Source organism: Massilia sp. BHUDP2 (assembly GCF_046236355.1).
GTDB classification, from domain to species: Bacteria; Pseudomonadota; Gammaproteobacteria; order Burkholderiales; family Burkholderiaceae_D; genus Telluria; species Telluria varians.
This window is the reverse complement of record NZ_JBJUVW010000001.1, coordinates 2,282,754-2,295,978: the sequence shown is the minus strand read 5'-3', so window position 1 is coordinate 2,295,978 and position 13,225 is coordinate 2,282,754. Positions and strand designations below refer to the sequence as shown.

Genomic DNA, 13,225 nt, shown 5'->3' with positions numbered 1-13,225 from the left:
CATCCTCGACCGTGTAGGATATCGCTTCGATTGGCAAGCAAGGGAACAGGAATGAAACCAGTGGTCGCGGTAGTGGGAAATGTCTGGCCGGAGACGGCCCTGGCCGTCCTGGAAGGCGAGTTCGCCTGCCATGTGCTGGGGCGCATGACGCCTGCCGAGACCGCCGCGTTCTTCGAGGGCGCGGCGCGCCAGGTGCGCGGCGTGCTCACCACCGGCACCGTCGGCATCGATGCCGCCACCGCGGCGCGCTTCCCGCGGCTCGAGATCGTGGCCGTGCACGGGGTCGGCCTGGATGCCGTCGACCTGCCGGCGATGGCCGCGCGCGGCATCGTCGTCACCAATACGCCGGACGTGCTGACCGAGGACGTGGCCGACCTCGCAGTGAGCCTGCTGCTCACGGCGTCGCGGCGCCTGCCCCAGCTCGACCGCTACGTGCGCGCCGGCCACTGGCTGGAGAAACGCCCCTTGCTGCCCTCGCGCAGCCTGCGCGGCAAGGTGGCCGGCATCTACGGCTACGGCCGTATCGGCCAGGCCGTCACCAGCCGCCTGCGCGGCTTCGGCATCGAGATCCGCTACTTCCAGCGTAGCGAAGGGCCGGAGCCGCGGTTGCGCAGCGCTTCGCTGCGGGAACTGGCCGCCGCCAGCGACTACCTGGTGGTGTGCACGCCGGGCGGGCCCGACACCCGGCATGCCGTCGACGCGGCGGTGCTCGATGCGCTCGGACCCGACGGCATCCTGGTCAATATCGCACGCGGCAGTGTGGTCGACGAAGCGGCGCTGGTCGAGGCGCTGTCCTCCGGGCGCCTGGGCGCGGCCGCGCTCGACGTCTTCGAGGACGAGCCGCAGGTGCCGGCGGCCCTGTGCGCCCTCGACAACACGGTGCTGAGCCCGCACGTCGGCAGCCTCACTGTCGAGGCGCGCCTGGCGATGCGCACGCTGTGCTTCGACAACCTGCGCGCGCACTTCGCCGGCAGGCCAGTCTTGAGCCCGGTCCTGCCCTGATCTTAGGTAGGGTGGGCGGGTCTCCCGCCCACGCGGTCAAATCACGGCAATGCTACCCGTGCAGCTCTTCAAGTCCCAACTATCACCGCGTGGGGTAATCCGGTCCAGTGGACCGGATTACGAGCCGCCCACCCTACGTGCGCCGCAAACTGACGAGACTAGATTACTAGCCCCGCCGGCGCCGGCTGGCGTGTAAAGCTCGGGCCCGCCGTGGTCGGGCGGCCGCCATCCCACACCAGGCGGTCGATGCACATTCGCCGCCCCGTCATGGCGGTGTCCCAGGCGTGGTACACGATCCAGTCCTGGCTGCCGTCCGGCGAGGTAGTGAAGGAATTGTGGCCCGGGCCGATCACCTTCCCGGGGCGCGAACGCATCAGGAGGGCCTCGTCGCTGCCCTCGGGCCGGGTGAACGGCCCGAGCGGATGGTCCGCCACCACGTAGCTGAGCCCATAGTTTTCCTTTTCCCAGGCGCCGCCGCTGTAGAAGCAGTAGTACTTGCCGCCGTGGATCAGCACCGAGGCGCCCTCCACCGTGTGCCAGTCGTAGACGGCGTCGTACATCGCCCGCTGCTTCTTGAACAGGTGCCAGTCGGCGTGCGGGCGGGCCACCGTGCGCGGCTCGCCCGCCAGGCGATCCATCCTTACCAGGCGGTCGACCACGATGCCGGTGCCGATGCGGTGGTCGTCCTCCAGGTCGAGGAAGTCGACGCAGTAGTACAGGTACCACTGGCCGTCCTGGTCACGGAACGGATGGGCGTCGATCGAGAACTGCAGGTTTGGCACCAGCAGTACCCCCTGGTCGACGAAAGGGCCGACCGGATTGTCGGCCACCGCCACCCGCAGTTTCTGGTGCTTGCCCTCGACGTCGCCGCGCGAGTAATACATCCAGAACTTGCCCTCGCTAAAAGCCACTTCCGGCGCCCAGAAGTGGTCGTTGCCCGGATCGGCGGGCGCAAGAATTGCATAAGCCGCGCGGTGCCAGTCGACCAGGTCGTTCGACACCAGCACCGGGAAGCGCCCGCCGCCGGGGCCGTCGGGGGCGGTGCCGTAGGCGTAGTAGCGGCCTTCGTGCTTGAGCACGAAGGGGTCCGCCATGATCTCCGGATAGACCGGGTTGCAGTAAGTCTTCAGCATCGGGCCCCCTTACATTTGATAGCGCAGGCTCAGGCCATAGGTGGTCGGGTTGTAGCGGATGTCGCGCGGGCGGATCGGGTCGCCCAGGTAGCTCTCATAACGCTCTTTAGTCAGGTTGATCGCGTCGAAGTTCAGCGTCAGGTTCGGCGTGATGGCGTAGCCGACGCTCAGGTCGACGTAGGTCGAGGCCTTGACGATGCGGTCCTGGCCGAAGCGCGGCTCGGCGATCTGCTCGACGTACTTGCCGCGCCGGGTCGCCGCCAGGCGGCCGGTCCAGCCGCCGTATTCGTAGAGCAGCGCGAAGTTGTAGCTGCTCTTCGCCACGTCGATCAGCGGCGTGGTCCGGTACTCCCCGGCCGCGTTGCGGGTCTGGTTTTCGCCGTCGGTCCAGGTGTAGTTGAACTGCGCGCCCAGGCCGCTCCAGGCGCCCGGCAGGAAGTCGAAGAACTTCTGGATGCCGAATTCGGCGCCCTTGAGCTTGCCCTTGCCCGAATTCTGCGGACGCGTCACCCGGTAGTTGACGCCGTTGATGGTTTCGTTCCCCTCGATGCGCTGCAGGTAGCCGTCGATATCGCGGTGGAACAGGGCGATCTGGGCGAAGCCGTTGTCCTTGAAGTAGTACTCGAGCGTGGCGTCGCTGTTGATCGATTCGGTCGGCGAGAGCTGCGGATTGCCCGCCGAGCCCGTGCCCGGCGCATTCACGGTCGGCGGAATCAGCGACAGCGCAGGGTTCAGGTCGGTGAATGCCGGCCGGGTGATGGTCTTGCCGATGCTGAGGTGCGACTGCAGGCGATCGGTCCAGTTCAGCACGGCCGACACGTTCGGCAGGAAGTTGGTTTCGTCGCTGTCCTCGTTGATCGGGGTGATGGTGTCGCCGACGCGCAAGTTGCCTTCCAGCTTGCGGTCGACCTTGACCAGGCGCCCGCCGACGTTGCCGGTCACGCCGACCGTGCCCATCTGCGCCTTCCAGCGCGCGCCCAGGTGCAAGGTGGCGGTACGCTCGCGCTGCTCGAACAGGCGCATCGGGTCGTCCGCCACGCGGCCGGCCGGCTGGCCATAGAAGGCGCGCACCTGGTCGGCCTGGTCGATCAGGAAGTCGCGCGATGGGGTGTACCACGGGCCGCCCAGGCGGTCCAGGCCCGGCACCAGGCTCTGGAAGGACGGGCCGAGGGCCGCCACCGGCGACGGGCGTACGCCGCCCGGCAGGTCGTTGGCGCGTTCGCCGCCGTGGAAACTCACGTCGCGGTTGGACAAGCGGATGCCGCCGGTCAGCGCGGTGAGAAAGCCGTCGCCCAGGCGGTACACGGCGTCGGTCCGGAACTGGGTCTGCTTGCCGCGCGACTCGCCCCAGTTCTGCACCATGCCGCGCAGGACGAACTGGTTGGGGTCGCGCAGCGCATTGCTGCTGGCAGGGGTGGTGATCGCGTTGTAGCCGCCGTGGCCGTCGCGCCCGTAGGTGTAGACCGAGGAGCTGGCGCCCGGGATCTGCTGGTCGACGATCACGGTGTCGTTGACGTAATCCGAACGGCTGAAGGCCAGGTTGCTGTCCACCGACAGCGGGCCCTCCCGGTACTTGGCGGCGAAATTCAGGTAGTGGGTGGCAGTGTGCTCCTTCACGCCCCAGGTGCTGGTGGCGGTGTACGGGTCCCAATCGTAGGGGCCGCCGAAGCGGGCGGCGGGCGCGCTGGCGGCCTGGATCGGGCAGATCACGCCGGCGGGCGTGTTGCAGTAGTCGCCCTGCGGCGCCAGCACCACGTTGGTCAGGCGCGGCGTCCAGGTGGCGATATTGAGGATGTAGTCGACTTCGTTCCTGGTGCCGTAGCCGGTGCCCAGGTACTGGGCGGACGCTTCAAGCTGGGGACTGACTTTCCACTGGAGCGCCGCATGGACGCTGCCGCGCTCGCGGTCGCCCGCGTTGTAGATGCCGCCAATGTTGGGCAGCTCGCCCAGCCGGTCGCCCGGGCGCAGCGGCGCGATCGGCTGGTCGTCGTTCAGGCGGGTGGCGGTGCCGTCCTGGCTGACGGAGAAGATGCGGTCGGGCCGGTCGACCCACTGCACCGGCATGGCCCAGTTTTCCTTGTTGTAGGCGACGTCGACCAGCACGCCGATCTCGCCGACCCCGGTCTGCCAGCGCTTGCTCATCAGGATGCCGCCGCCGGGATTGGTCTTTTCCTTGCGTGCTTCGCTGCCCTCGACATACTGGCGCCGCCCCTCGAGGAAGCCGCTGACGGTATAGCCCTTGAAGTCGAAAGGCGCGCGCAGGCGGACGTTGACGGCGCCGGCGATGCCGCCCTCGAACTGGTTGGCGGTGGCCGACTTGTACACGTCCAGCCCGGCGATCGACTGCACCGGCAGGTCCTGGTAGGACAGGCGCCGCCCGGTGCCGGTGAAGATCTCGTTGCCCTCGAAGGTGGTGGCCACGTCCGGCAGGCCGCGGATGATCACGCTGCTGGTCTCGCCGCGGTCGCGACCCACCTGCACGCCTGCGATGCGCTGCAGGGCGTCGCCGGCGGCGCGGTCGGGGAACTTGCCGATGTCGTCGGCGTTGATCGAGTCCACCACCTGCTCGCTGTCGCGCTTGATCTGCTCGGCGGAGCGGATGCTGCTGCGGATGCCCGCCACCGTCACCGTGGCGATGCCGCCGCCTGCCGGGACGGGCGCCGCCGCGGCGCTGTCGGCGGTCGGCTGGCTGGCCTGGTCCGACTGGGACTGGACAGTGTTCTGGGTCGTTTCCTGGGCGGCGGCGAAGCCGATGTGGGCGCACAACAGCATGACGGCCGCGCAGACTGGCCGGACTTTCAAGGTGCTCATCGAGGTCTCCTGGGTCGATGGCCGTGCCTGCGTCCTGGGGCGGACGGGCCGGCCGATATTCGCGTCGTTATTAGTCATAATTTATGACCAATATGACAAAAGCTATCCGAATTCGCACCGCGATGGCGCACTCGAGACCGCTTCAGAACAGGCCGCGCGAGGCCACCGAATCGCGCGCCACCAGAGGGCAATCCATCTTCATGGCGGTGCGCCGGGAGATGCCGCCGTGCACTTGCGCAATCAAATTTTCTGCTGCCCAGCGCCCCATTTCGTAGTTTGGTAACAACACTGTGGTGAGTGGCGGCTGGGTATAGCGGGCAATATCCTGGTCGTCGTAGCCGACCACCGACACCTGAGCTGGCACGTCCATGCCCAGTTCGCGCACCGCCTCGATGGCGCCGACGGCCATCGGGTCGTTGGCGCAGAACAGCGCGCTCGGCGGATCGGGCAAGGCCAGCAGCGCCTGGGCGTGGGCGTGGCCGCTGCTCACCTGCCAGTCCCCTTCCCGTACCAGTTGCGCGTCGAACGGGATGTCGCGGCTCGACAGGGCCTGGCGGTAGCCTTTCAGGCGCTCGCAAGCGGCCTCGATCCAGCCTTCGCCGTTGATGAAGCCGATGCGCCGGTGGCCGGCCTCGATCAGGTGCATGGTGGCGGCATAACCGCCCAATACCTCGCTCGGCACCACCGAGGAGAACTGGCGCTCGCGCCTTTCCTTCTGGTGGCAATTCAGGAGCACGGTCGGCACCTGCGCCAGCAGCGCCGGCACCGTCACCGCGCGCGTGAAGATGGTGGCGTAGACCACGCCCAGCAGCGCGGGGTCAAGCAGCACGCGGGCCAGTATCGCCCCTTCGTACTCCGGATCGTTGCGGGTGGCGTACACCGAGAGCAGGCAGTCGTGCTCCCAGGCGCCGTCGCGGGCGCCGTCGATGGTGGTCATCGCATGCGGGCTGGTGGACAGTTCGTCGGTGAGGTAGACCACCAGGTTGCGGGCCTGGGCCGGCGCAGGATGGCCCAGGCGCTCCACCGGATAGCCGATTTCGCGCGCGATGCGCAGCACCTTGTTGCGCGTCGCGCTCGATACCTTGGCGCCGCTCATGTGGTTGATCACCAGCGACACGGTGGACTGCGACACCCCGGCCAGCTTGGCGATGTCGGTCATGGTGGGCCGCCGCGTGCGGCCCGGATCGCTCATGCCGGCAGGGGCGCGCGCGGCAGCGCGGCGCCGTCGGCATCGAACAGGTGGCCGTGGCCCGGCTCGAAGGCGAGCGTGACGCGCTCGCCGCGCTCGGGGCACGCGCTGTCGGGGCGGCACTTGAGCGCGACCATCTCCGCCAGGCCCTCGACCTGGGCGTAGACGATGGTGGAATCGCCCAGGTATTCGACCAGGGCCACCGTGGCGGGAATGCCGCCCGCATCGATTCCATCCACGCGCAGGTGTTCGGGTCGCACCCCCAGCGTCACGGCGGCGCCCGGCGCGGCGCGTGCAGCATCCGCGGCCACATCGACGAGCGTGCCGCCGGCCAGGCGCACGTGCACCGCCGGCCCCTCCTCGCCCGCCAGCATCCCGGGCAGGAAGTTCATGCGCGGCGAGCCGAGAAAGCCCGCCACGAAACGGTTGGCCGGACGCTCGTACAGCTCCAGGGGCGTGCCGGCCTGCTCGATGCGGCCGCCGTTGAACACCACGATCTTCTGGCCCAGGGTCATGGCCTCGACCTGGTCGTGGGTCACGTAGATCATGGTGGCACCCAGTTCCCTGTGCAGGCGCGCCAGCTCGACCCGGGTCTGGCCGCGCAGCGCCGCATCCAGGTTGGACAGCGGCTCGTCGAACAGGAAGACCTCGGGTTTGCGCACGATGGCGCGCCCGATCGCGACGCGCTGGCGCTGGCCGCCCGACAGCGCCTTGGGCCGGCGCTCGAGCAGGTGGCCGATCTGCAGGATCTCGGCGGCGCGCCCGACCCGCTCGGCGATCTCCGCACGCGGCACGCCGGCCAGCTTCAGGGCGAAGCCCATGTTCTCGGCCACCGTCATGTGCGGGTACAGCGCATAGCTCTGGAACACCATGGCGATGCCGCGCCTGGACGGCTCGACGTCGTTGCAGACCCGCCCGCCGATTTCCACCGTGCCGGAACTGACGTCTTCCAGGCCGGCGACGATGCGCAGCAGGGTCGACTTGCCGCAGCCCGAGGGACCGACCAGTACCACGAACTCGCCGTCGCCGATGTCCAGGTCGATGCCCTTGATGACCAGATTATCCTCATACTGTTTCGTGATGCCCTGCAGGCGCACTGATGACATTGGCTCTCCCTTGTTATCCTTTTAATCCCGTGGCCGCCAGGAAGCCGTGGGTGACGCGGCGCTGGAACAGCACATAAGCCAGCGCCACCGGCAGCGCGCCGATCAGCGCCGCCGCCATCAGCTGGGCGTAGCGCACCCCGAAGGCGTCGTAGGTCTGGGTCAGGCCCAGCGGGATCGTCATCATGTCGTTCGAGGTGACGATGATGAAGGGCCACAGGAAGTTGTTCCAGGCGCCGATGAAGGTGACGATCGCCATCGCCCACACGATGTTGCCGGATACCGGCAGATAGACGCTCCACAGGATGCGCAGCGGCCCGGCGCCGTCCATCACGGCCGCTTCGCGAAAGTCGCTTGGCACGGCGTCGAAGAACTGCTTGAACACGTAGATCACCACCGGCGCCACCACCTGGGGCAGCACGATGCCGGCGTAGCTGTTGATCAGGCCGAGCTGGTTCATCATCCGGAACAGCGGCACCAGGAGCGCCTCGAAAGGCACCAGGAAGGCCAGCATGGCGATGGCGAACACCAGGCCGCGGCCCTTGAAGCGCAGCTGGGAAAAGGCATAGGCCGCCATCAGGGACAGCGCCATGGTCACGATCGTCACCAGGAGCGCCACCAGGGCACTGTTGAACAGCCAGCGCCCGACGTTGCCGGCGGCAAGCACCTTGGCGAAGGCTTCCAGGGTCCAGTCCTGCGGCAGCCAGTGGAATACGGCGGACACCGTCTCGTGCTCGGGCCGCAACGCGGTGCTCATGGCCCACAATAGCGGCGCCACCCACATCGCCGCCAGCAGCAGCGCCGCAAGCGCGCCGATGACGGTCCAGCCCACGTTTCCGGGCGCTTTTGCGTGCATCCTCATGCATCCCTCCGCGCCAGCCAGCGCACCAAGGCCGCCTGGGCCAGCGACAGCGCGATCACGATCGCGACGAAAGCCACCGCGATCGCGGCCGCGTACCCCGCATCGCTCTGGGTGAAGGCGGTCTCGTACATGTAGTGCAGCGTGACCCGGGTGGTGTTGAACGGCCCGCCCGTGGTCATGATGTAGGTCTGGCCGAAGATCTTCATCGAGGCGATCAGCTGCAGCACCAGCGCCATCCCTACCACCGGCCGCAGCGCCGGCCAGGTAATGGTGCGAAACAGGGTGAAGCCGCGCGCGCCGTCCAGGCTGGCCGCCTCGTACAGTTCGGCCGGGATGTTGCGCAGGCCGGCCAGGAACATCAGCATGTTGAAGCCCACGGTCCACCAGATGGTGCCGATGGCGACCATCGGCATGGCCCAGGTCAGGTCGGCGAACCAGGCGCGCTGCATGCCGAGCACGTAATTCACTACCCCCGACGACGGCTGCAGCATCCAGTCGGCGATCAGGGTCATGACCGAGATCGGCAGCACATACGGCAGGAAGAAGGCGCCCTGCAGCCAGCCGCTCGCCCGGGTGAAGCGGTTCACCAGCAGCGCCATCAGCAGGCCGAGGGCGGTCAGCGGAATCACCGTCAGCAGCGCGAAGTAGAAGGTGTTGCCGACTGCGGCCCAGAACGAGGGGTCCTGCACCAGCGTGACGTAGTTGTCGATACCGATGAAGGCATTGGTGCGCGTCAGGCTGCTCTCCGTCAGGCTCATGTAGAAGGTATCGAGCGCCGGCAGGAAGAAGAACAGCAGGAAAGCGAGCGCGAAGGGCGCCAGCAGCATCGCCGCCGGCAATCCATCGCCGCGCCTGGCCTGGGTCGAACGGGCAGATGCCATGCTGGCTCCTAGTAGCGCGGCGGGCGCTTCTTGATCATGCGCGCTGCCTCGGTTTCGAACATGCGCAGGGCCTGCGCAGGCGTGAGCTGCGACGACAGCGCCGCCGGCAGGTATTTCGAGGCCATCGCCTCGAGCGGCCCGGCCGCCCCCATGTACCAGGCGTCCGGGTCGTAGATCACGTGGCGCGGCACGTCTGCGTACAGCCGGTTCGGCATCAGGGCCCGGGCAGCCGGCGACTCCGCCACCGGCCGGTAGGCCAGCACGTGCCCGCCCTCGGCCCAGCCGAAGGAGTTCTTGCTCACGAACGCAATGAAGCGCATCACGGCGCGCGCTTTTTCGGGCGACATGGGCCGCCCCTCATTGGCGGGAATGGCGAAGGCGTGCGAATCGGCCCAGACGCTGTCGTTGCCGTACATACGCGGCAGCGGGACGATGCCGTATTCGAAGCCGAGGGTGCCGCTTCTCGTTGCGCGCACCATCTCCGGCACCTCCCACACGCCGTTGATCATGAAGCCGGCGTTGCCACCCATGAACTGGCTGGTGGAGGCCGCGTAGTCCAGGCCCGGCTGGGCGTATCCCTGCTGGAACCAGCGCGCCACGCGCGCCAGCGAATCGACGCCCACCGGGCCGTAGGCGAAGCGCCCGTTCTGGATCAGAGGCGCGTTGCGCTGCGCCAGCATCGAGATCCACAGGCGCCAGATCGCATAGGAACTCTGGCTGCTTTCCATCGTCATGCCGGGCCGCCCGGTGGCTTGGCGCACCGCGCGGAAGGCGTCGTCCAGGGCGTCGATGCCCTGGATCGGCTTGAGCGCGCCGGACGCGTCGAGCAGGCCGGCCTGTCCGACCAGCGTCTTGTTGTAGTAAAGGACCAGCGGATGCAGGTCGAGCGGGATCGCATAGGTGCGACCCAGGTGCTGGGATTTCTGCCACTGGCGCGGATAGAAGTCGCCCGGGCGCAAGCCGCTTGCCGCCAGCTCCGGCGGCGCGATCGCGCGCAGCACGCCGCCGCCGGCCAGGTTGGTCATGCGCGACAGGTGCACGGTGGCGATGTCCGGCCCGGCCCCGACCACCGACGAGGTGATCAGCTTGGTGTAGAAGGGTTCGCCCCACTTGAGCGTGGTGCTGGTGACGCGCACCTCGCGCTGGCTGGCATTGAAACGCTCGACCAGCGCCGACATGCGCGCGCCGTCGCCGCCGCTCAGCAGCGTCCACATGCGCACCTCGATCTGCGCTTTGGCGGACGTGGGCGCGCACAGGGCGCATGCGATCGCCGCGCCGGCGAGGCGCACCGTGAATGGGGTCAAGCCTGTCTCCTGGGTCGTTCTCGTTGGGGTGCCACTGTTTTATCATTAATACTAGCAAATAATTATTAACAAGGGCTGTCCTGTAGGCATCACACCCGAGGGTGTAGAATCCTTCCTTTGCTTGTGGGTCGGGTATGTGGATCGGAGTGTTGTGCGGCCTGCTGGCCGGGGCGATGTGGGGCCTGGTGTTCATCGTGCCGGAGATGCTGGGCGCCTTTTCTCCGCTGGAGCTGGCGGTCGGCCGCTACCTCGCCTATGGCGCGATGGCCTTCGCCCTGCTGCTGCCGCGCCTGAAGTCCCTGTTCGCCACCCTCGTCCCCGCTGACTATGCGGCGCTGGTACGGCATGCGCTGGCCGGGAACATCGTGTACTACATGCTGCTCGCGGCAGGCGTGAAGTACGCCGGCCTTGCTCCGACCTCGCTCATCATCGGCATGGTGCCGGTGGTGGTGACGCTGCTGGGCCGCAAGGACCACGGCGCCCTGCCGCTTCGGCGCCTCGCGCTGCCGCTGCTGCTGGTGGCCGCGGGCATCGCCTGCATCAATGTCGACAGCTTCCTGCATGCCGGCCCGGCGGCGTCCGCGGGCGAGATCGCGCTGGGCGTGGCCTGCGCCGCCGGCGCCCTCCTGTGCTGGAGCTGGTACGCCCTCGACAATGCGCGCTACCTGAAGCGCAATCCGCAATTCTCCAGCGCCCAGTGGTCGGCGCTGTACGGGCTGTCCACCGGCGTGCTCGCCCTCCTCATCGGCGCCGCCAGCTGGCTGTTTTCCGAGCCGGTCCCGGCCACGCCCGCGCGCGACTGGCACCTGTTCTGGACCTGCAATGCCCTGCTGGCGCTGGGTGCCTCGGTGATCGGCAACCAGCTGTGGAACGTGGCGAGCCGCCGCGTGCCGGTCACCCTGTCCGGCCAGTTGATCCTGTTCGAGACCCTGTTCGCCCTGCTCTACGGCTTCCTGTACCGCGCCCAGGGCCCGCGGCCCCTGGAGCTGGCGGCGATCGTGCTGCTCGTCGCGGGCGTGACCTGGTCGGTGCACGCCCATGCCGGCAAGCGGGACGCGTCAGGGCGGGAGGCGCTCGACCCGGACTTCGCCGAAGGTGACGGCATGGCCGGCGCCGCCCATCGCCACCAGACCTAGCCGGAGCTTGCTGCCCAGGCGGTGGGTCCAGGTGCTGCCGCCCACCCAGTTCCCGCCTTGCGCCATCGACCAGGCGGTATAGCGTTCTTCCTTCCCCTCGCGCCGGATGTCGATGCGCAGCCAGGTCCATTCGCCCGGCGTCCCCGCCACCGTGTTGCCGTAGCGTGGATTGCCGCGCTCCACCGGCGCCAGTTCCTTGCCGAATTCCACCTGGCGCAGCCCGTCGTGGGCCAGCTCCACCAGCTTGACGTAGTTGTCGTCGTCGCGCATCACGACCAGGCCGCCCTGTACCGGCTTGGCGCAGCAGTCGAGCGGCGCATCGAGCCGGATGCGCGCCACGATGCGCAGGTCGCCCTCGGGCAGCGTTGTGGCCAGTACCGCGGCGGTGTTGGTGTCCACGTGCAGGTCGGTCTGTTGGGTGGCCATGCGCAGGCCCGGCTGGCCGGTGGACCAGCTGCCGGCGGCCTGCGGACGGATCCAGCTCCAGCGCGGGGCAAGCCGCGCCCCGTCGAAGCGCTCCGTCCAGAGCGGCGTCGCCGCCGGCGTGGGCGATACGGCCGGCACGGGCAGCGCTGCCGCGGCCTGTCCGGCCACGATGCTTGGCGCGCGCTGCGGCGTGTCCGACGGGCCCGCGCCGCGGTTGATCAGGGGCCAGCCGTCGACCCAGTCGATCCGGTCGAGCAGCAGCGGACGGCGGGTCAGCTTGTCCTCGACGCTGAAATAGCCCTGGTTGCGGTCGACCGCATGGTAGAAGGTCCACCACTGGCCGGCCGCGTCCTCGAACACGGTATTGTGGCCGGCGCCCACCCAGCGGTTGCCGTTCTGGGCCAGCACCGGCGTGCCGCCCACGCGCGCGGCTGCCATGTCGTTTCCTTCGCGGTCGAGGAAAGGCCCCTCGGGACTGGTGGCGCGGCCGACAAAGAGGGCATAGCCGGTCAAGGGTCCACGGCAGCAGTCGGTGCTCGAGGCGAACAGGTACCAGTACTTGCCGGCCTTGACCACCTCAGCGCCCTCGTAGCGGTTGGCGGCGCCGATCCGCACCGGGTCGCCCTCGACCCGCAGGCCGTCCTTCGAGAGGCGCTGCACGAACAGCCCGCCGCCATAGCTGCCGTAGTACAGGAAGCGGTCGCCCTGGTCGTCCTCGACCACGTCGGGGTCGAAGGTCCAGTGGAAGTTGCAGCCGGCGCCGGCGCGGCGCGGCGCCACCACCAGGCGCTCGGCGGGACGCCAGGGTCCGGCCGGCGAAGCGCTGGTGGCGACCGCGATCCCGCTATCCGACTCGCAGCCCTTTTCCGGACTGTGGCGGTCGGCCACGTCGGTGACGGTGAAGTACAGGTAATAGCTGCCGTTCTGGTAGACCGGCTCCGGCGCCCACAGGCCGGACTTCGGCCCGGCCAGGCCGAGCGGGCGCTGGTCGAAGGAATCGCGCACGAAATACCAGTTGACCAGGTCCACCGAGCGGTAGACCGGCATCATCCGGAATTTCCAACCGTTGCCCTCGCGCTCCTTGCGGCTGACCGGGTCCATGGTGCAGTACATGTACCACACCGTCGGGGAGGAGGTGCGGTCGCGCAGCAGGGACGGGTCGGCGCAGCTTTCGGCCAGGCTGCCGTCGGCCAGACGCAGCGGCAAGGGGTTGGTGTAGGTCGCCGAATGCGTGGCCGGCTGGGCGCCTGCGCCGGCAGCGGCCAGTAGCAGTGCCCCTGCCCATCCTGGAAGGAAGCGTGTCATGCAGTCTCCTCGTCATACGCCGTGCGGACGGCGCCTATGTTGTTGACCGAAAATTAAGTCAAAACAAGCGTCC

General features: G+C 68.3%; 10 protein-coding genes. 2 read left to right on the top strand and 8 right to left on the bottom strand.

The features are described 5' to 3' along the window. Positions 1-51 precede the first annotated feature (51 nt). Entirely contained in the window at positions 52-1,002 is a 951-nt protein-coding gene (locus ACK6C6_RS10360) for a 2-hydroxyacid dehydrogenase (RefSeq protein ID WP_409267221.1), read from the top strand. Positions 1,003-1,160: 158 nt separating this feature from the next. On the opposite strand, the gene ACK6C6_RS10355 is transcribed toward ACK6C6_RS10360, so the two are convergent. From ACK6C6_RS10355 to ACK6C6_RS10325, 7 genes are all read right to left on the bottom strand, one after another. After that, positions 1,161-2,135, bottom strand: coding sequence for a glycoside hydrolase family 43 protein (locus ACK6C6_RS10355; protein WP_409267220.1), 975 nt, complete (start codon positions 2,133-2,135; stop codon positions 1,161-1,163). Positions 2,136-2,144: 9 nt separating this feature from the next. Next, the gene (locus ACK6C6_RS10350) at positions 2,145-4,946 is read right to left on the bottom strand and encodes a TonB-dependent receptor (RefSeq protein ID WP_409267219.1); all 2,802 of its coding nucleotides are present in this window, start codon (positions 4,944-4,946) and stop codon (positions 2,145-2,147) included. A gap of 142 nt (positions 4,947-5,088) precedes the next feature. Continuing rightward, a complete protein-coding gene (locus tag ACK6C6_RS10345; protein WP_409267218.1) occupies positions 5,089-6,105 on the bottom strand; it encodes a LacI family DNA-binding transcriptional regulator in 1,017 nt (338 codons plus the stop codon). Positions 6,106-6,134: 29 nt separating this feature from the next. After that, on the bottom strand, positions 6,135-7,241 hold the full coding sequence (locus tag ACK6C6_RS10340) for an ABC transporter ATP-binding protein (RefSeq protein ID WP_409267217.1): 1,107 nt from the start codon (positions 7,239-7,241) through the stop codon (positions 6,135-6,137). A 13-nt stretch (positions 7,242-7,254) separates the two neighbouring features. Continuing rightward, positions 7,255-8,100, bottom strand: a complete 846-nt coding sequence (locus ACK6C6_RS10335) for a carbohydrate ABC transporter permease (protein WP_409267216.1) — start codon at positions 8,098-8,100, stop codon at positions 7,255-7,257. After that, positions 8,097-8,981 (bottom strand): carbohydrate ABC transporter permease, encoded by an 885-nt coding sequence (locus tag ACK6C6_RS10330; protein WP_409267215.1) that lies wholly within the window; start codon positions 8,979-8,981, stop codon positions 8,097-8,099. Before ACK6C6_RS10330 ends, ACK6C6_RS10335 begins: the two co-directional genes overlap by 4 nt. An 8-nt stretch (positions 8,982-8,989) precedes the next feature. Further along, the gene (locus ACK6C6_RS10325; RefSeq protein WP_409267214.1) at positions 8,990-10,285 is read right to left on the bottom strand and encodes an extracellular solute-binding protein; all 1,296 of its coding nucleotides are present in this window, start codon (positions 10,283-10,285) and stop codon (positions 8,990-8,992) included. A gap of 134 nt (positions 10,286-10,419) precedes the next feature. Here ACK6C6_RS10325 and ACK6C6_RS10320 point away from each other — a divergent pair, with 134 nt between their 5' ends. Continuing rightward, complete coding sequence (locus ACK6C6_RS10320) at positions 10,420-11,421, top strand: DMT family transporter (protein WP_409267213.1); 1,002 nt, start codon at positions 10,420-10,422, stop codon at positions 11,419-11,421. Here ACK6C6_RS10320 and ACK6C6_RS10315 read toward each other — a convergent pair. Continuing rightward, the gene (locus ACK6C6_RS10315) at positions 11,344-13,152 is read right to left on the bottom strand and encodes a family 43 glycosylhydrolase (RefSeq protein ID WP_409267212.1); all 1,809 of its coding nucleotides are present in this window, start codon (positions 13,150-13,152) and stop codon (positions 11,344-11,346) included. The genes ACK6C6_RS10320 and ACK6C6_RS10315 overlap by 78 nt on opposite strands. Positions 13,153-13,225 lie beyond the last annotated feature (73 nt).

Excerpts from the sequence above, each read along its gene's own strand:
- ACK6C6_RS10345 (WP_409267218.1), bottom strand. The coding sequence starts at position 6,105 with ATGACCGACATCGCCAAGCTGGCCGGGGTGTCGCAGTCCACCGTGTCG.
- ACK6C6_RS10330 (WP_409267215.1), bottom strand. The coding sequence starts at position 8,981 with ATGGCATCTGCCCGTTCGACCCAGGCCAGGCGCGGCGATGGATTGCCG.
- ACK6C6_RS10360 (WP_409267221.1), top strand. The coding sequence starts at position 52 with ATGAAACCAGTGGTCGCGGTAGTGGGAAATGTCTGGCCGGAGACGGCC.
- ACK6C6_RS10340 (WP_409267217.1), bottom strand. The coding sequence starts at position 7,241 with ATGTCATCAGTGCGCCTGCAGGGCATCACGAAACAGTATGAGGATAAT.
- ACK6C6_RS10355 (WP_409267220.1), bottom strand. The coding sequence starts at position 2,135 with ATGCTGAAGACTTACTGCAACCCGGTCTATCCGGAGATCATGGCGGAC.
- ACK6C6_RS10350 (WP_409267219.1), bottom strand. The coding sequence starts at position 4,946 with ATGAGCACCTTGAAAGTCCGGCCAGTCTGCGCGGCCGTCATGCTGTTG.
- ACK6C6_RS10335 (WP_409267216.1), bottom strand. The coding sequence starts at position 8,100 with ATGAGGATGCACGCAAAAGCGCCCGGAAACGTGGGCTGGACCGTCATC.
- ACK6C6_RS10320 (WP_409267213.1), top strand. The coding sequence starts at position 10,420 with ATGTGGATCGGAGTGTTGTGCGGCCTGCTGGCCGGGGCGATGTGGGGC.
- ACK6C6_RS10315 (WP_409267212.1), bottom strand. The coding sequence starts at position 13,152 with ATGACACGCTTCCTTCCAGGATGGGCAGGGGCACTGCTACTGGCCGCT.